Raw genomic sequence first — 16,816 nt, forward strand, 5'->3', positions numbered from 1 at the left:
CGTAGCTATCGCCGTATCCTGAACGCCGGTGCCGGTCAGATCGGCGATGGTGATGTCGCTGGCCGAGCGCCGACCATGCCGTTTACCGGCGATGATCTGGCCAAGTTCGGTCACCTCTTCGTCAGCGGCCATCACGCCCGCCGCGATGGCGTGATGCAGCTCACCCAGCCGCCGCGTCTGACGGGCGCTGTCGGCGACATAGAGGTCGGCCATGCGCAGGATTGCCGGCGCGATCTCGTTCTTGTGCTCGGCGTCGGAGCCCATCGCCGTGATGTGCTGGCCGGCGGAAACGAAACCCGCCTTGATCAGCGGCTCGGTCGAAGGCGTGGTGGTGACGATGATGTCGGCGCCGACAACTGCGTTTGCCGCGTCGGGCTCGGCATGCACGAGAATGCCGAGCTTTTCGCGCAGGGCTCCGGCGGTTGCCTCGGCCTTTGCCACATCGCGCGCCCAGATGCGCGCCTCGGAAATCGGCCGCACCAGCATCAGGGCTTCCAATTGCAACCCGGCCTGGACGCCGGCGCCGAAGATCGCGGCAACTGACGAGTCCTGCCGCGACAGATGTTTGGCGGCGACGGCGCCGGCAGCAGCGGTTCGGATATCCGTGAGATAGCCGTTGTCGAGCAGCAGTGCTTCGACCAGCCCGGTTTTGGACGACAGCAGCACCATCATGCCGTTGACGCTGGGCAGGCCGAGCTTCGGATTGTCGAAGAAGCCGGGGCTGATCTTGATGGCGAAACCGTCGATATCAGGCACGTAGGCGGTCTTCACGTCGACCTCGCCGCGATGCTCGGGAATGTCGAGCCGCAGGATCGGCGGCATCGCCACCGGCAGGGTGGCAAGCGCACGGAAGGCGTTTTCGACGCAGGCGACTGCATCGAGATCGAGTGTCACGATCGCGCGCAATTCTTGTTCGGTGAGGATCGTCATCCGGCTCATGCGGCGTGCTCCTTGAGCGATGGCGCCTCGCCGCAGACGATCCTGCGGTGCGCGTCCATATCGATGTTGCGGCCGGAGAGAAGCACGACCACCGGCCCGTCCGACCTGACCTTGCCGGCGAGCAGCGCGGCGATGCCGACCGCGCCGGCGCCCTCGACGATTTCGCGTTCGCGCGCATAGGCGTGACGGATGCCGGCGGCGATCTCGTCCTCGCTAAGCAGGACGATACCATCGAGCAGGTCGCGGCACATGGCGAAGGTCAGCCGGTTGTCGAGGCCGATGCCGCCGCCGAGCGAATCCGCCAGCGTCGGCAATTCCTCCACCAGCACCGGGCGGCCGGCATCGAGGCTGGCCTTCATCGCCGCGCCACGAGCCATCGAGACACCGATGATCTTTGTGCCGGGGCTGACGCCTTTGATGGCCGCGGCAACGCCTGAGGCGAGCCCGCCACCCGACAACTGCACCAGGACGAGGGCAGCATCCGGGACCTGTTCGATCATCTCAAGCCCGAGCGTGCCTTGCCCGGCGACAATGTCGGGATGGTCGAAGGGCGGCAGCATAACCAGCCCCTCTTGCGCCACCAGCCGATCGACCTCCTGCTGGGCATCGTCCTGACTGTTGCCGATAATGCGAACCTCCGCGCCCAGCCGGCGGATCTCGTCGAGCTTGTTTTCAGGCACCAGCCGCGACATGCAGATCACCGCGCGCATGCCCTCAAGCTTCGCCGCATGCGCCAGCGCGCGGCCGTGGTTGCCGGTCGAGGCCGCGACCACGCCACGCGCCTTCTCCGCGGTGCTGAGCGAAGCGACGGCATTCGAGGCGCCGCGCAGCTTGAAGCTGCCGGTGGTCTGCCGGTGTTCGAGCTTGAGGTGGACGGGGACGCCCAGCCCTTCGGAAAGACTTTGGGACAGCACGGTCGGCGTGCGCTCGACCTTGCCGGCAATGCGCTCATGCGCGGCGCGAATGTGCTCAAGAGTGACCTGTGTCATGATCATCAATCAGGCGGCAAATGGCTGCGTCATCAGACGGCCGAATTCGGGACGCGGCGTGTCATCTCCGCACAGCCGCAGACAATTCCAGGCGGTCGCCTGGTTGCTGGTCACCACGGGACGTCCAATAGTTTTTTCCATTCCGGTGACCGCGAGGGCGCTACGCAGCGCCGTGCAGGAGACGAACAGCGCATCGGCGCTGGTGTCGGTCGCCTCACGCGCCAGTTCGACGAGGGCCGCCGGTGCGATGCGCGCCATCTCGCGGTCGTCCTCGAAACCGAGGCAGGTGAAGCTGGCGATCTCGAAGCCGTGCGCCGCGAAATAGGCGGCCATCGGCCTGGATGTCTCGACCGTGTAGGGAGTGAGGATGCTGATCTTGCTTGCGCCCAGCGCACGCAGCCCGCGCACGCCCGCCATCGGCGGGGTGATTACCGGCACGCCGGGCTTTGCGACCTGGATCGCCGCCTCGATCTCGGCATCGCCGATCACCACCGAGGCCGAAGTGCAGGAATAGCAGACGGCATCGAGTGGCTCATCCGGCAGGATCAGGGCCGCGCCCGCCGTCAGCGCCGGCTGCATCTTGCGCAGGTTTTCGGGCGTCGTCGGGTTGGCATAGGGAATGCGCGCGACATAGACGCCGACGCGTTCGCTCGCCACCATGCGGCGGAAATCCGGTTCGCTGGTGTGGTCGGTGGCCAGGATGATCAGGCCGATGCGCCGCTCCAGCGGACGCGCATCCAGTGCCGGCCGTTTTGGATACACCTTGATCTCGGGCAAGGGTTTCATCGGTTACCTCTCGATCTTGCCGTAGCGGCGTTCCAGCCAGCGCAGCAACACGACCGAAAACAGACTGATGACCAGGAAGAAAGCACCGACCAGGGTGATCGGCTCGATATAGCGATAGTAGGTGTTGGCGACGCTTTTGGCCTGGTTCATCAGTTCCAGCACGGTGATCGCCGACAGCAGCGGCGTTTCCTTGAACATGGCGATAAAGTAATTGGCGAGCGCCGGAATCATCGGTGGGATAGCCTGCGGAATGATGATGTGGGTCCAGGTCTGACTGGCGCTCAAATTGCACGCCTTGGCGGCCTCCCATTGGCCGCGCGGCACATTGTCGATGCCGGCACGATAGACCTCGGCCGTATAGGTGCCGTAATGCAGCCCGAGCCCGATGACACCGGCGACCAGCGGCGGCAGCAGGATGCCGATGTCGGGCAGCACGTAGAAGATGAAATAGAGCTGCACCAGCAGCGGCGTGCCGCGGATGAATTCAGCCGCCCAGCCGACCGTGCGCGACAACGCCTTGTTGGGCGAGCGGCGCGCCAGCGCAATGCCAAGCCCGACGATCGCCGCCAGCACCGAGCCGAGCAGCGTCGCCAGGATGGTGATCTTCACGCCCTGGATCAGCGTTGGCATGATTTCCCAGACGAAATTCCAATCCCATTCCATCAGTAGGCCCAATTTATCAGAAGGGAGTTGGCCATCAGGCACGCACCCCGTCGAGGCCGCGCGCCATGCGTCGTTCCAGCGAGCGCACGCCCCACGAGATGAGCAGGGCGAGGATGAAATAGATGATCAGGATGGTGGTGAACGGCACCAGGGTGTTGCCGGTCTGGGCGCGCACCACCTGCGCCTGGAAGGTCAGGTCGGTGAGCGAGATCAGCGACACCACGGCGGTCGCCTTGAGCAATTCGATGGCATTGTTGCCAAAGGTCGGCAGCATCACCAGCAGCGCCTGTGGCAGGATGATGTGGCGCATGCCTTGCCAGCGGCCGAGATTGAGCGCTGTGCAGGCCTCATACTGTTCGCGGCCGATCGACTGGATGGCACCGCGCACCACTTCGGCGGCGTAGGCGCCGACATTGAGGCCGAGCGCCAGCACGCCGGCCTGCAACGGGGTCAGCGAAATGCCGATGAAGGGCAGCACGAAATAGGCCCAGAACAACTGCACGAAGATCGAGGTGCCGCGGAAGAACTCGATGTAGGCGGTGGCCAACCAACGCAGCGCAAAGAAGCGCGACACGCGCCCCATGCCGGCGAGGAAGGCCATGATCAGCGCCAGCACCGACCCCATCAGCGTCAGCTCGATGGTGACAAGCGCTCCCTGCAATATCAGGCCGAAATAGCCGGACCACTGGGTCATTCGGTTTCCAACGTTGGGTTTAGCATCTTCTCCCCGTTCACGGGGAGAAGATGCCGGCAGGCAGATGAGGGGCGGCGCGAACTTGCGAAGGTTTGGCGCCGCCCCTCATCCGTCACTTCGTGACACCTTCTCCCCGTTGAACGGGGAGAAGGAAGGATCACTTCGCCGCGCAGAGCTTGTCGCGGCTGGTCGACATCGCGGCTGCCGCCGAGAAGCCGTAGGGCTCGATGATCTTGGCGAACTCGCCCGATTTCTTCATCTTGGCCAGTTCCACATCGAAGGCGTCGCGCAGTGCCTCGTCGCCCTTCTTGAAAGCGGCGCCGTCGCAATAGACCGGTGCGCCCTGCACCGGAGCGATGACTTCGAGGTTCGGATCGTTGGCCTTCTTGACCAGATCATTGATCGACAGGACGGGCAGCGAATAAGCGTCGATGCGGCCATCCTGGAGCATCTTCACGCCGCTCTGGCCATCCGGCACGACGATGACGCGATCGCGTGGCACGCCGGCATTGAGCGCGAGCTTCTCCTCGGTGCCGCCGCCCGGCGCGCCGATGGTCGCAGTCGTATCCTTGGCGACATCCTCATAGCTCTTGAAACCCTTTGGATTGCCTTTCTTCACCAGCATCGCCTCGGCGTCGCACAGCACGGGTTCCGAATAGGCGACCGCAGCACAGCGCTCCGGCTTCATGAACAGGCCGGCGGTGACGACATCGAAGCGACCGGCCTGCAGGCCGGGGATCATGGCGCCATATTCGGAGATCGAAGCGGCAACGTCGGCGACGCCGAGCCGCTTGAATATCTCGCGGGCCACATCAGGCGCGGCACCCGAAACCTTGCCGTCGGCGGCGACCGCCGTATAGGGCGGCTCGTTGGCGATGGCGAGGCGGGCGAAACCTTGCGCCTTGAGCTGCTCGAGCTTGCTGTCATCGGCCGAACCGGGGATCGAGGCGGCCAGCACCGCCGTCAGTGCAAGACCGGCAACGCCGGCCAGAATGCCAAGTTTGTTCATTGTTCCCAACTCCTTGTTTCTTGTCTTGCTTTGTTGCATGGCGGCCCTCGCCGCCTCGGGACGACTTCGTCGCCCTGGGCATTGCGGTCAGACCCGATGTCCGGCCGCGATGATCTTCTTCAGGAAACCTTGCGTGCGCTCCTGCTTGGGATTGCGGAAAATCTCGTCCGGTTTGCCTTCTTCGACGATCCTGCCGCGATCGAAGAACAGCACCCGGTCGGCGAAATCATGGGCAAAGCCCATCTCGTGGGTGACCAGCAGCATGGTCATGTCGGTCTCGGCGGCGAGCTTGCGCATGACGTTCATCACCTCCTCGACCAGCTCTGGATCGAGCGCCGACGTCACCTCGTCGAACAGCATGATCTTCGGCGACAGCGCCAGCGCCCGAGCGATCGCCACGCGTTGCTTCTGTCCACCGGACAGCTGCGCCGGCATGTTCTTGGCCTTGTCGGCCATGCCGACCATTTCGAGCAGTTCCATCGCCCGCTTTTCGACGGCGGCACGCGGCGTGCCCTTGGTCAGCATCGGCGCCAGCGTGACATTGTCCATGACGCACTTGTGCGGAAACAGGTTGAACAGCTGGAACACCATGCCGATCTTCTGGCGCATCCTTGTCAGATGCCGCTCATCGGCGGGCAACAGCTGGCCATTGCGCTCCATGTGATAGAGCTGCTCGCCGTCGATCTGGATATGACCGCCATCGATGCGCTCCAGCGTCATCAGGATGCGCAGGATCGTCGTCTTGCCCGAACCCGATGGGCCGATCAGTGCCAGCTTCTCGCCGGGCATGACTTGCATCGACAGGCCGTCCAGCACCTTGAAGCTGCCGAAGCTTTTCGAGATGCTGTCGATCTTGATGATGGGCGCTGGTGCGGACAAATGTATTTCCCCGTGCTGGAGAAGCCTATGCCCCTTAACGATGCGGAACGCGCCAAATCATGTCAATTGGGAAAATAATATCATGACAATTATTCTGATTCCCCACAATTTCCGGGCAAACCGGACCTAGATTGCGAGCAGCAGATGCTCCGGATCGCCAAGCAGCAGCTTGGTGACAACGCCGAGGCCGGCGCGCAGTTCCCCCTCGGTGGTCGAACCCAGCGAGATACGCACCGCCGGGTGCCAGGGCGCACCCGAAATACGGAAGGATGTTCCGGGCGCGATAGCCACGCCTTGCAGGCGGGCCTGGGCGACAAAGCTTTCCTCGGCACGGTCCGCGGGCAGTTGAAGCCAGACATGCAGCCCGTCTCGCCGGGCGCGATAGTCGACCCCCGCCAGCACCTGCGCTGCAATATCCTGCCGGCGCCGCAAAGCCGCGCGCTGCCAGTGGACAAGCTCCATCGCCGTGCCGTCGGTCACCCATTTGGTGGCGATCTCGGCCACCAGCGGCGTCGCCATCCAGTTCGAAACCAGATGCCGGTTGGCGACGGCGGCGACGTAGCGGTCGGGTGCGGCCAGATAGCCGATGCGCAGGCCGGGCACGGTGATCTTGGTGAAGGAGGTGACGTAGAGCGTGCGCTCCGGCGCGAACGCGGCAACCGGCGGCGGCCGGTCTTCGACCAGCGGACCCAGCACATCGTTCTCGATGATGGCGATATCGTGCTTGCGCGCGACCGCGGCGATCTCTTCTCGCCGCCGCGCATCCATCAGCGTCGCCGTCGGATTGATGACCGAGGGCTGCACGAAGACCGCGCGGATGTCGGAAAGCCGGCAGGCCTCGTCCAGCGCTTCCGGAATCAGGCCGTTGTCGTCGATCGGCAGGCCTTCCAGGTTGAAGCCGAGATAGCGTGCCAACGGCACCAGCGTATGGTGGCCGATCGCCTCCGTGGCGACCGTAGAGCCCGGCGGCGCGACGCTCATCAGCGCCACTGTCATGCCGGCGGTGGCGCCGTTGGTCAGGCTGACGTTCTGCGGCGATGCATCGAGGCCGCACAGTCTCAACCATTCGACGGCGACGGCGCGGTGGCGGGGAAACACCATGTTGGGCCGGAACGAAAGTGCTGAACTCGACGGCAGGTTCTCAGCCAGCCATCCCAGTGCCTGCTTCAGCCGCTCAAGATGCATCGGCTCGCAGACCGGTTTCAGGATCGAAAGGTCGATGACTTCACCGAGCCGCTCCGGCAGATAGGGCGGCTCGGGCTCGCGGCGCTGCGTCTGGACGAAGCTGCCGCGGCCGATCTCGCCCGAAATCAGGCCGCGCCGGATCAGTTCCTCATAGGCGCGGCTGACCGTCTGCACCGAAAGCTTGAGGTCGTCGGCCAGCCTGCGATGGGTCGGCAACCGCGCGCCATTGGCAAGGCGTCCGTCATGGATGGCGCGCGCGAACTGGTCGGCCAGCGACTGATAGGCCGGCCGCCGGATAAGCGCGGGATCGGGTTGCCACAATGTCATGACTTATTAGAGATCGAAATCAGTGCAATTGACAATCGAAATAATGCGCCGTCATGGTACTCGGACGAAAAAGTGAGCCCTGATGACATCAGCGAAACTCGACCCGATCGACCTGAAAATCCTCGACGCCATCCAGCGCGACGGACGCATCACCAAGCTGGCGCTGGCCGAGCAGGTCGGCCTGTCTCCGACGCCGTGCTGGATGCGGTTGCGCAAGCTGGAAAAGGCCGGCATCGTCTCGGGCTATCACGCCAGGATCGCCATGCGCGTCGTGGCACCCGTTGCCACCGTGCTGATGGAGGTGACGCTGGCAAACCACCGCCAGGCCGATTTCGACCGCTTCGAGCGCGTTATACGCGATGTTCCCGAGATCGTCGCCTGCTGGTCTGTCGGCGGCGGCGTCGACTATCTGTTGAAAGTAATGGCGCGCGACATCGACGCCTATCAGCGGCTGGTCGATGGCTTGCTGGACCGCGAGATCGGCATCGATCGTTACTTCACCTACATCGTCATCAAGACCGTGAAGGACGAGGTGGCGCTGCCCATCGCAGAGCTTTTGCCGGCGTCGTCATAGGAGCGGAGAGATTCTCTCGCCGGGCAACCCGATAGAGAGAGTCTCTCTACGTCAGGACTTCCAAACAGCCTCTCTATCTGCATCGGGCGGATAGTCTTCCCTTATCAGTCCGAACCGGGAGGCTTTGACCATGTCCGCGCATTTCGCCCGCTCGCATCGCCATGAAGCGCTCGACGGCCTCGCCGACCGCCGGCTGCTGCGCGAACTGGCCTATGTCGATGGCCACTGGACCGCAAGCGAGGCTGCCGAAAGCTTCGAGGTCACCGATCCGGCCACCGGCACGACCGTCGCTTTCGTCGCCGCGCTCGATGGCCGGCAGACGACAAAGGCGATCGATGCCGCGGCGCGCGCCTTCCCGGCCTGGCGGGCGCTGTTGCCGCAGGAGCGCTCGAAAATTTTACGAAAATGGTTCGAGCTGATCGTCGGCGCCAAGGATGATCTGGCTCTGCTGATGACGCTTGAACAGGGCAAGCCTCTGCAGGAATCGCTGGGCGAGATCGACTACGCCGCCTCCTTCGTCGAATGGTATGCCGAAGAAGCAAAACGCCCGAACGCCGAGAGCGTCACCAGCCATCTGCCGAACGCCGAGATGATGGTGCGGCGCGAGCCGCTCGGCGTCGTCGGCGTTGTCACGCCGTGGAATTTTCCGTCGGCCATGCTGACCCGTAAGGCGGCCGCCGCCCTTGCCGCCGGCTGCACCATCGTCGCGCATCCGTCCTCGGAAACGCCGCTGTCGGCGCTGGCGCTGGCCGAACTCGGCGAACGCGCCGGCCTGCCCGTGGGCGTCTTCAACATCGTCACCGGCAAGGCTTCGACGATCGTCGGCCGGATGTGCGAAGATCCGCGCGTGCGTGCCATGAGCTTCACCGGCTCGACCGAGATCGGCCGGCTGATCGCCGCCCAGAGCGCGCCGACCATGAAGCGGCTGGTGATGGAGCTTGGCGGTCATGCCCCGCTGATCGTCTTTGCCGATGCAGATCTGGACAAAGCGGTTGATATCGCCATCGACGCCAAATTCGCCACGTCGGGCCAGGACTGCCTCGCCGCCAACCGCATCTACGTCCAGCGTCCGATCTACGATCGGTTCTGCGCCGCCTTCGCCAAGCGCATCGAGACGCTGCGGACCGGCAATGGCCTAGCCGAGAAGATCGACATCGGGCCGCTGATGCATGAGCGCGCCATCAAGAAGGTGGAGGAACAGGTCGCCGATGCCATCGCTCACGGCGCGCGCTGCCTCACCGGGGGCAAACGGCACCAGGCCGGCCCGCTGTTCTACCAGCCGACGCTGCTGGCCGATGTCAGTGACGAAGCGCTGATCATGCGCGAGGAGACGTTTGGCCCGGTTGCCGCCGTGACGCCGTTCGACAGCGAGGATGACGTGATTGCCCGCGCCAACGCCACCGAGTATGGCCTCGTCGCCTATGTCGTGACCGAGAATGGTGGCCGGCAGCAGCGCATGGGCCGCGCGCTCGACTACGGCATGGTCGCCATCAACCGCGTCAAGATCACCGGCGCGCCGATCCCGTTCGGCGGCGTCAAGCAATCGGGCATCGGGCGCGAAGGCTCGCGCCACGGGCTCGAAGCCTTCACCGATCTGAAGTATCTCTGTCTGGACGTCGCCTAGGTTCGTCCTGCCATCCCTCAAGGAGTTAAAAAATGCTCGACCAGTCCAACGAACTCGCCGCCTGGGATCGCGACCACTTCTTCCATCCCTCGACCCATATGGGCACGCACGCGCGGGGCGAAAGCCCGACACGCATCATGGCCGGCGGTGAAGGCGTCACCGTGTGGGACAACAATGGCAGGAAGAGCCTCGATGCCTTCGCCGGGCTCTATTGCGTCAATGTCGGCTACGGCCGCCAGAAGATCGCTGACGCCATCGCCGCCCAGGCGAAGAACCTCGCCTATTACCACGCCTATGTCGGCCACGGTACCGAGGCCTCGATCACGCTGGCCAAGATGATCATCGATCGCGCGCCGCAGGGCATGTCGCGGGTCTATTTCGGCCTCTCCGGTTCGGATGCCAACGAAACCAACATCAAGCTGATCTGGTACTACAACAACGTGCTCGGCCGGCCGGAGAAGAAGAAGATCATTTCGCGCTGGCGCGGCTATCACGGCTCGGGCGTGATGACGGGATCGCTGACCGGGCTCGACCTGTTCCACAACGCCTTCGACCTGCCGCGCGCGCCGATCCTGCACACCGAGGCACCCTACTACTTCCGCCGCGCCGACCGTTCGATGAGCGAGGAGCAGTTTTCGCAGCATTGTGCCGACAAGCTCGAGGAGATGATCCTGGCCGAAGGCCCGGAAACCGTCGCTGCCTTCATCGGCGAGCCGATCCTCGGCACTGGCGGCATCGTGCCGCCGCCGGCCGGCTATTGGGAAAAGATCCAGGCGGTGTTGAAGAAGTACGACGTGCTTCTGGTCGCCGACGAAGTGGTGACGGGCTTCGGCCGACTGGGCACCATGTTCGGCTCCGACCATTACGGCATCAAGCCGGACCTGATCACCATCGCCAAGGGCCTGACCTCGGCCTATGCGCCGCTGTCGGGCGTCATCGTCGCCGACAAGATGTGGCAGGTGCTGGTTGAGGGCTCCGACAAGCTCGGTTCGCTCGGCCATGGCTGGACCTATTCGGCACATCCGATCTGCGTTGCCGCCGGCGTCGCCAATCTCGAGCTGATCGACGAGATGGATCTTGTGACAAATGCCAAGGAGACCGGCGCCTATTTCCGCGCCGAGCTGGCCAAGGCGGTCGGCGGCCACAAGAATGTCGGTGACGTCCGCGGCGACGGCATGCTGGCAGCGGTGGAATTCGTTGCCGACAAGGACGACCGGGTGTTCTTCGACGCTTCGCAGAAGATCGGACCGCAGGTGGCGACAGCGCTTGCCGCAAGCGGCGTCATCGGCCGCGCCATGCCGCAGGGCGACATTCTTGGCTTCGCGCCGCCGCTCTGCCTGACCCGCGAGGAAGCCGACATCGTCGTGTCGAAGACCGCCGATGCGGTCAAGAGCGTGTTTGCCAATCTCTGAGATCGACTATGAATGCCATGACCAGAACCCTCCCCGCCACCATGGCCGCCGTGCTGCTTGTCGGGCACGGCGGGCCGGAAAAACTCGTCTACCGCAGCGATGTGAAAGTGCCCGCGCCTGCGCCAGGTGAAGTGCTGGTCAAGGTCAGCGCTTGCGGCATGAACAACACCGATGTCTGGGTGCGCCAGGGCGCCTATGGCACGGAGGAGGACGCTGCCGCCGTGTCGACATGGCGGCGCCAGGGCAACACGCTTGTTTTCCCGCGCATCCAGGGCACCGACACCGTCGGTACCATCGCCGCCGTCGGCGAAGGCGTGTCGCCGGAGCGTATCGGCGAACGGGTGATGGTCGATTTCTCCATCTACAATCGCGACGACGATTCGCTCGCCGACATCGACTATATGGGCCATGGCCGCGACGGCGGCTACGCCGAATACCAGGCCGTGCCGGCCGAGAATACGCATGTCGTCGATACCGACATGAGCGACGTCGAACTCGCCACCTTCTGCTGCGCTTACCTGACCGGCGAACAGATGCTGGAGCGCGCCGGCTTGAAGGCCGGCGAGCGCGTGCTGGTCACCGGCGCCTCGGGCGGCGTCGGTTCCGGCATCGTGCAACTGGCACGGGCGCGCGGCGCCATTCCCTATGCCGTCGTCGGCAAGGGCAAGGAACAGGCGGTGCTGGACATCGGCGCCGAGGCGGTCATCACCCGTGGCGTCGCAGACCTGCCGCAAGCCGTGATTGAAGCGACCGGCGGCCAACCGATCGACGTGGTGGCCGACCTGGTCGGCGGCGCGATCTTCAACGACCTCTTGCGTATTCTCAGGCCCGAAGGCCGCTACACGACCGCCGGCGCGATTGCCGGTCCGGTCGTGCAACTCGATCTCAGGACCATGTATCTCAAGCAGTTGCAGTTGCATGGTTCGAGCCAGGGCACGCGCGCGGATTTCCGTCGCATCGTTGGTTACATCGAGGCGAAGAAAATCCGGCCGCTGGTCGGTGGCGTCTACAAGCTCTCCGATTTCCACCATGCGCAGGCGGATTTCATTGCCAAGGATTTCGTCGGCAAGCTGGTGGTGGTGCCGGATGCCATGTGGGGTTCGGCTGGCTGAACACTCTATGCCTCAACCCTGCTGGGCCGCCCTCAACAGCATGCCGAACAGGTCGCGCGGTTCGTCGGGGTCGGCCAGCATGTCGAGTTCCTGGTAGAGGCCGGTCGACTTCAGCTGATCCCTGACATAGCGCAGCGCCGAAAAATCCTCGATGGCGAAGCCGACCGAATCGAACAGCGTGATCTGGCCGGAATCGCGCCGGCCTTGCACGGCGCCTGACATCACCTGCCACAACTCGATCACCTCATGATCCGGCGCAAGCTGCTGGATCTCGCCCTCGATGCGGGTCTGCGGCGGGTATTCGACGAAGATGTCTGAGCGCAGCAGGATATCGCGATGCAATTCGGTCTTGCCGGGACAGTCGCCGCCGACCGCGTTGATGTGCACGCCGGAGCCGACCATGTTGTCTGTGAGGATGGTGGCGTACTGCTTGTCGGCGGTGACGGTGGTGATGATGTCAGCCCCCTCGACCGCCTCCTGCGCGGTGCCGCAGGCGACCATGTCGAAGCCGAGACCGGCGAGATTACGGATGCATTTTTCGGTGGCCGAGCGGTCGATATCGTAAAGCCTCAGCCTGTCGACGCCGAGCAGCGCCTTGAAGGCCACCGCCTGGAATTCGGCCTGGGCGCCGTTGCCGATCAGCGCCATGCAGCTGGAGCCGGCCGGCGCCAGGTACTTGGCGGCCAGAGCCGACATCGCCGCCGTGCGCAGCGCCGTCAGGATGGTCATTTCGGACAGCAATACCGGGTAGCCATTGTGGACGTCGGCGAGCATGCCGAAGGCGGTCACGGTCTGGCGTCCCTCGCGCATGTTCTTGGGATGGCCGTTGACATATTTGAAGCCGTAGACTTCGCCGTCGCTGGTCGGCATCAGTTCGATGATACCCTCGGCGCTGTGCGAGGCGACGCGCGGCGTCTTGTCGAACAGCTCCCAGCGGCGGAAATCATTCTCGATGTAGCCGGCGAGTTCGACGAGGAAGCGTTCGACGCCGATCTTCAGCACCAGCTTCATCATATGATCGACGCTGACGAAGGGCACGATGTTGAGATTGGGGATCATTTTTTCTTATCCTTGCCGCATGCAGGCGCTCAGTCCTGGCGATGCGCGTTGTGTGCCTTCATCATTGTTGCCAGCGCCGGATCGTTTTGCTCCAGCACCCTGATGGCTCCGCCTGTGTCGTAGAGGCGCTCATCCTGGCCCATCTTGAACTTGGCTTCGAGCCGCCCGATCGGCAGGTCAAACCCTATGATACCAGGTATGCGCCGCTCCATGCCGCCTGGTCCGAGCTCACGCATGCCCCAGCGATCGTCGCGATCCTTCTCCAGCACGTCGACAAGCTGCAGGAGATGCCGGGCGGTGCCGTGATCGTCGAGCGGCACCGGATGCCCATGACAATGCACGACGGCAAAGTTCCAGGTCGGCGCGCTGTCGCGCACCGGATTGCGCGGATACCAGGACGGCGAGATGTAGCCATGCGGGCTGTGGAAGACAGTGATCGTCTCCCTGCCTTCGCTGATCAAGGTGCTGTGCGGATTGGCCCGGGCGAGATGCGAGATCAGCGTTCCGTTTTCACCCCGCGCGCGATCGAGCACGAAGGGAAGATGAGAGACGACAAGGCCCTGCGGTCCCGCTGTCACCACCGTGGCAAAGGCCGCGGCCTCGATCAGGCCGAACACCTCGTCGCGCGACAGTGGCGCGAACTCGGGCTTGGTATACATCAGGTCAGCTTCGCTGGGCGCGAACCGCCGGGATCAGGCCTTGCGGGCGAACCAGCAGCACGGCGATGACGCCCGACAGCACGATGGCGTCGCGATAGGGCGCGATCGCTCCCGGCAATGTCGCTTGCAGCAGCACCTCGATGATGCCGAGCAGGAAGCCGCCGGCGACAGCACCGGGCAAGCTGCCGAGCCCGCCGACGACGGCGGCGATAAACGCCTTCAGCACCGGCGTGAAACCCATCAGCGGGTCGACCGAGGCACGCTGCGCCACCCACAGCATGGCCGCCAGCCCGGCGAGCAGGCCGGAGAGCAGGAAGGCGGTGGCGATGATGCGGCTGGCCGGAATGCCCATCAGGCGCACGACGTCGAAATCCTCCGCTGCGGCACGCATCGCCGTCCCGGTCACCGAGCGGCGCAGGAAGACTTCCAGCGCAATCAGCGCCAGTGCGGAGACGACGATGGAGATGCTGGGACCGACGCCGATGGTGAAATCGCCGAAGGAGAAAGCGCCGGTCATCCAGCCAGGCATGGCGACAGCCTGCGGCCGCGCCGAAATGCCGTTCTGGAAGACGACCTTCAGCAGGCTGGAGACAGCGAAGCTGGTCAGCAACAGACTGGTGACGCTGGCGCCGCGCATCGGCCTGAACGCGATGCGCTCCATGGCGACAGCGGCGAGCGCGCCGCAGGACACGGCGACAAGCACCGCCACCGGGAACGGAAAGCCAAGCACCAGCGAGGCCAGCAGCGCATAGCCCGACAGCGTCATCAGTTCGCCATGGGCGAAGTTGATCAGGCCGACGATGGAAAAGACGATCGCCAGCCCGAGCGCCAGCAGCGCATAGACGCCGCCGAGGCTCACCGCATTGATGATCTGCTGCGCGATCATGCTTCTTAAGCTCCTAGATAGGCCTGGCGGACGAGGTCCGAAGAGGCGAGTTCTTTTGCCCTGCCCGACAGCACCACTTCGCCATTGGCGAGCACGACGGCGCGGTCGGCGATTTCGAGCGCCAGCGCCACATTCTGTTCGACCAGAAGGATGGTCAGGCCCTTGCGGCGCAGTTCGGCGATCAGGTCGAAGACGGTGTCGATCAGTTGCGGGGCAAGGCCGAGCGAGGGCTCGTCGAGCAGGATCATGCGCGGCTTGCCCATCAGCGCGCGGGCGATGGCCAGCATCTGCTGTTCGCCGCCCGACAGATTGCCGCCCTTGACGCGGTGGTAGCGGCGCAGGATCGGGAACAGCTCCAGCATCTCCTCTTCGCGCAGCCGCGCCTCGGCCGCCGGCTGATGCACCGCGCCGCCGAGACGCAGATTGTCGGCCACCGTCAGGCTGGCGAAGATGCGGCGGCCTTCCGGAACCAGCGCGACGCCCTTGCGGGCGATCGCCTCCGGCGCCAGGCCGGTGATGTCGACACCGTCGAAGACCACCTTGCCCGATGCCGCCGGCACCAGCCCGGCGACGGCGCCGAGCGTCGAGCTCTTGCCGGCACCGTTGGCGCCGACCAGGGCGATGATCTCGCCGCTGTCGACGGCGAGGTCGACGCGGCGCACCGCCTCGACCTCGCCGTACCGGATTTTCAGGGCTTCGACGCTCAGCATGACATCACGGCGCCGGAACGTCGGCGGCTTCGGGGATCAGGGTCTCGACATGCTTGCCTTCGCCGCCCTCGTAGCGCATCAGCGCCACTGGCCGCAGCGGCATGCGGTCGGTGCCGGCATAGGTGATCTTGCCGGTGATGCCCTCGAAATCCTTGAGGCCGGCGATGGCGTCGCGGATCGCCTTCGGGTCGTCGGAGCCGGCCGTCTTGACCGCCTGGTCGAGGATCAGGCCGATCTCGTAGCCATTGACCTCATAGGTCGATTCCGGCGCATGGCCGGCATATTTGGTGAAGGCGGCGTTGAAGGCTTCGAGCTTGCTGCCCGGCTCGGCATAGCCGGCCGCGGTGTAGACGACGCCGTCGACCAATTTGCCGAGCGCCTTGATGGTCGGCGTACCGATGGCATCGGCTCCATAGACCGGGATGGTGACGCCGGCGCCGCGCAATTGCTGGATGAAGGCTGGGAAATCGGGCTCATAGGCCGCCGTCATGATCAGGTCGGGCTTATCGGCCAAGCCCTTGATGTTGGTGATCTCGGCGGAAAAGTCGGGCTGGCCCATGCTGAAAGTGCCGCGGCCGACAATGGTGCCGCCCTTCTTCTCGAACACCTTGCCGAAATATTCCGGCAGATTGGCGGTGTAGGTGGAGTCCGGCGAGGTCAGCAGGAACACCTTCTTCTTGCCTTCGGAGACGGCGAAGTCGGCAACCGCCGTCGCCTGTACATTGTCGGCGGGATAGGTGCCGAACATGACATCGCCGACCGCGCCGGTGAGCACCGGGGCGGAGCCGCACAGCGTCAGGGTCGGAATGCCGAGAGGCTGGGTCAGCTGGCCGGCGGAAATCGAGGGATCGGCATCGCACGGCGTGATCATGATCTTGGCGCCGGCATCGATCAGCTCCTGCGCGACCGTGGCGGTCTGCGCGGTGTCGGAGCGGGTGTCCTTGATCAGCAGCTTGACGGTGTATTTGCCGCCGAACCCGCCCTTGGCGTTGAGTTCGTCGAGCGACATGCGCAGGCCGGCAAGTGCCGGCTGGTCGTAAGGGGCAAGACCGCCTGTCTGCGCGGTCGCGGCACCGATGATGATCTCCTCGGCGCTGGCCGTCGAAATGGTGGCGATGCCGAACACGGCAGCGCAGAAGGCGGCGCGATGGAGGCGATAGAGGCTTGGCATGTCGGTTCTCCTTCTGGATTTTTGTCGTTGGTCGTTGCGGTCTATGCGGTCTGGTTTTCAGGCGTTGCGGTCTTGGCGAGCGCCGTGCGGCTGCCGAGATAGGCGGCGATCACGGCGGGGTTCTTTTGAACGTCGCCC

At 64.5% G+C, this 16,816-nt stretch carries 18 protein-coding genes; 4 read left to right on the plus strand and 14 right to left on the minus strand.

Going from position 1 to position 16,816, the window contains the following annotated elements; translation table 11 throughout:
- From eutC to EN884_RS03455, 8 genes are all read right to left on the minus strand, one after another.
- Positions 1 to 939, minus strand: a 939-nt coding sequence (gene eutC / locus EN884_RS03420; protein WP_128360469.1) for an ectoine utilization protein EutC, incomplete at its 3' end; no start/stop codon positions are given.
- Positions 936 to 1,928, minus strand: a complete 993-nt coding sequence (gene eutB, locus EN884_RS03425) for a hydroxyectoine utilization dehydratase EutB (RefSeq protein WP_164745816.1) — start codon at positions 1,926 to 1,928, stop codon at positions 936 to 938. The genes eutC and eutB, both read right to left, overlap by 4 nt.
- Positions 1,929 to 1,937: 9 nt before the next feature.
- Entirely contained in the window at positions 1,938 to 2,714 is a 777-nt protein-coding gene (gene eutA, locus EN884_RS03430; RefSeq protein ID WP_063170120.1) for an ectoine utilization protein EutA, read from the minus strand.
- A gap of 3 nt (positions 2,715 to 2,717) precedes the next feature.
- Positions 2,718 to 3,377: an ectoine/hydroxyectoine ABC transporter permease subunit EhuD gene (gene ehuD / locus EN884_RS03435; protein WP_013530329.1), complete on the minus strand. Its 660-nt coding sequence runs from the start codon at positions 3,375 to 3,377 to the stop codon at positions 2,718 to 2,720.
- A gap of 34 nt (positions 3,378 to 3,411) precedes the next feature.
- Positions 3,412 to 4,071 (minus strand): ectoine/hydroxyectoine ABC transporter permease subunit EhuC, encoded by a 660-nt coding sequence (gene ehuC / locus EN884_RS03440; protein ID WP_013530328.1) that lies wholly within the window; start codon positions 4,069 to 4,071, stop codon positions 3,412 to 3,414.
- A gap of 157 nt (positions 4,072 to 4,228) precedes the next feature.
- Positions 4,229 to 5,080, minus strand: coding sequence for an ectoine/hydroxyectoine ABC transporter substrate-binding protein EhuB (gene ehuB, locus EN884_RS03445; protein ID WP_013530327.1), 852 nt, complete (start codon positions 5,078 to 5,080; stop codon positions 4,229 to 4,231).
- A gap of 87 nt (positions 5,081 to 5,167) precedes the next feature.
- Entirely contained in the window at positions 5,168 to 5,959 is a 792-nt protein-coding gene (gene ehuA / locus EN884_RS03450) for an ectoine/hydroxyectoine ABC transporter ATP-binding protein EhuA (RefSeq protein ID WP_063170119.1), read from the minus strand.
- A 126-nt stretch (positions 5,960 to 6,085) separates the two neighbouring features.
- Positions 6,086 to 7,471: a PLP-dependent aminotransferase family protein gene (locus EN884_RS03455; RefSeq protein WP_013530325.1), complete on the minus strand. Its 1,386-nt coding sequence runs from the start codon at positions 7,469 to 7,471 to the stop codon at positions 6,086 to 6,088.
- An 82-nt stretch (positions 7,472 to 7,553) separates the two neighbouring features.
- Here EN884_RS03455 and EN884_RS03460 point away from each other — a divergent pair, with 82 nt between their 5' ends.
- From EN884_RS03460 to EN884_RS03475, 4 genes are all read left to right on the plus strand, one after another.
- On the plus strand, positions 7,554 to 8,045 hold the full coding sequence (locus tag EN884_RS03460; protein WP_013530324.1) for an Lrp/AsnC family transcriptional regulator: 492 nt from the start codon (positions 7,554 to 7,556) through the stop codon (positions 8,043 to 8,045).
- 130 nt (positions 8,046 to 8,175) lie between these two features.
- Complete coding sequence (locus tag EN884_RS03465; protein WP_063170118.1) at positions 8,176 to 9,669, plus strand: NAD-dependent succinate-semialdehyde dehydrogenase; 1,494 nt, start codon at positions 8,176 to 8,178, stop codon at positions 9,667 to 9,669.
- A gap of 32 nt (positions 9,670 to 9,701) precedes the next feature.
- Positions 9,702 to 11,081, plus strand: coding sequence for an aspartate aminotransferase family protein (locus EN884_RS03470; RefSeq protein ID WP_063170117.1), 1,380 nt, complete (start codon positions 9,702 to 9,704; stop codon positions 11,079 to 11,081).
- Positions 11,082 to 11,089: 8 nt separating this feature from the next.
- Positions 11,090 to 12,193: an alcohol dehydrogenase family protein gene (locus EN884_RS03475; protein ID WP_063170116.1), complete on the plus strand. Its 1,104-nt coding sequence runs from the start codon at positions 11,090 to 11,092 to the stop codon at positions 12,191 to 12,193.
- 12 nt (positions 12,194 to 12,205) lie between these two features.
- Here EN884_RS03475 and EN884_RS03480 read toward each other — a convergent pair whose 3' ends face one another.
- The 6 genes from EN884_RS03480 to EN884_RS03505 all read right to left on the minus strand — a co-directional run.
- A complete protein-coding gene (locus EN884_RS03480) occupies positions 12,206 to 13,252 on the minus strand; it encodes an ornithine cyclodeaminase (RefSeq protein ID WP_063170115.1) in 1,047 nt (348 codons plus the stop codon).
- Between the two features lie 29 nt (positions 13,253 to 13,281).
- Entirely contained in the window at positions 13,282 to 13,911 is a 630-nt protein-coding gene (locus EN884_RS03485) for an FMN-binding negative transcriptional regulator (protein ID WP_063170114.1), read from the minus strand.
- A gap of 4 nt (positions 13,912 to 13,915) precedes the next feature.
- Positions 13,916 to 14,797 carry a branched-chain amino acid ABC transporter permease gene (locus EN884_RS03490; RefSeq protein WP_027035600.1) on the minus strand — a complete coding sequence of 294 codons (882 nt, stop codon included), beginning with the start codon at positions 14,795 to 14,797 and terminating at the stop codon, positions 13,916 to 13,918.
- A gap of 5 nt (positions 14,798 to 14,802) precedes the next feature.
- Positions 14,803 to 15,507 (minus strand): ABC transporter ATP-binding protein, encoded by a 705-nt coding sequence (locus tag EN884_RS03495; protein ID WP_063170113.1) that lies wholly within the window; start codon positions 15,505 to 15,507, stop codon positions 14,803 to 14,805.
- A gap of 4 nt (positions 15,508 to 15,511) precedes the next feature.
- On the minus strand, positions 15,512 to 16,678 hold the full coding sequence (locus EN884_RS03500; protein ID WP_063170112.1) for an ABC transporter substrate-binding protein: 1,167 nt from the start codon (positions 16,676 to 16,678) through the stop codon (positions 15,512 to 15,514).
- Between the two features lie 41 nt (positions 16,679 to 16,719).
- The coding region (locus tag EN884_RS03505) for a hypothetical protein (protein WP_164894918.1) at positions 16,720 to 16,816 on the minus strand (97 nt) is incomplete at its 5' end.

The organism is Mesorhizobium sp. M7A.F.Ca.AU.001.01.1.1, assembly GCF_004022735.1.
GTDB classification, from domain to species: domain Bacteria; phylum Pseudomonadota; class Alphaproteobacteria; order Rhizobiales; family Rhizobiaceae; genus Mesorhizobium; species Mesorhizobium ciceri.

What these genes read in the sequence shown, in the direction of transcription:
- eutB (WP_164745816.1), bottom strand. Translation starts at nt 1,928, where the DNA reads ATGACACAGGTCACTCTTGAGCACATTCGCGCCGCGCATGAGCGCATT.
- eutA (WP_063170120.1), bottom strand. Translation starts at nt 2,714, where the DNA reads ATGAAACCCTTGCCCGAGATCAAGGTGTATCCAAAACGGCCGGCACTG.
- ehuD (WP_013530329.1), bottom strand. Translation starts at nt 3,377, where the DNA reads ATGGAATGGGATTGGAATTTCGTCTGGGAAATCATGCCAACGCTGATC.
- ehuC (WP_013530328.1), bottom strand. Translation starts at nt 4,071, where the DNA reads ATGACCCAGTGGTCCGGCTATTTCGGCCTGATATTGCAGGGAGCGCTT.
- ehuB (WP_013530327.1), bottom strand. Translation starts at nt 5,080, where the DNA reads ATGAACAAACTTGGCATTCTGGCCGGCGTTGCCGGTCTTGCACTGACG.
- EN884_RS03455 (WP_013530325.1), bottom strand. Translation starts at nt 7,471, where the DNA reads ATGACATTGTGGCAACCCGATCCCGCGCTTATCCGGCGGCCGGCCTAT.
- EN884_RS03460 (WP_013530324.1), top strand. Translation starts at nt 7,554, where the DNA reads ATGACATCAGCGAAACTCGACCCGATCGACCTGAAAATCCTCGACGCC.
- EN884_RS03465 (WP_063170118.1), top strand. Translation starts at nt 8,176, where the DNA reads ATGTCCGCGCATTTCGCCCGCTCGCATCGCCATGAAGCGCTCGACGGC.
- EN884_RS03470 (WP_063170117.1), top strand. Translation starts at nt 9,702, where the DNA reads ATGCTCGACCAGTCCAACGAACTCGCCGCCTGGGATCGCGACCACTTC.
- EN884_RS03475 (WP_063170116.1), top strand. Translation starts at nt 11,090, where the DNA reads ATGAATGCCATGACCAGAACCCTCCCCGCCACCATGGCCGCCGTGCTG.
- EN884_RS03480 (WP_063170115.1), bottom strand. Translation starts at nt 13,252, where the DNA reads ATGATCCCCAATCTCAACATCGTGCCCTTCGTCAGCGTCGATCATATG.
- EN884_RS03485 (WP_063170114.1), bottom strand. Translation starts at nt 13,911, where the DNA reads ATGTATACCAAGCCCGAGTTCGCGCCACTGTCGCGCGACGAGGTGTTC.
- EN884_RS03490 (WP_027035600.1), bottom strand. Translation starts at nt 14,797, where the DNA reads ATGATCGCGCAGCAGATCATCAATGCGGTGAGCCTCGGCGGCGTCTAT.
- EN884_RS03495 (WP_063170113.1), bottom strand. Translation starts at nt 15,507, where the DNA reads ATGCTGAGCGTCGAAGCCCTGAAAATCCGGTACGGCGAGGTCGAGGCG.
- EN884_RS03500 (WP_063170112.1), bottom strand. Translation starts at nt 16,678, where the DNA reads ATGCCAAGCCTCTATCGCCTCCATCGCGCCGCCTTCTGCGCTGCCGTG.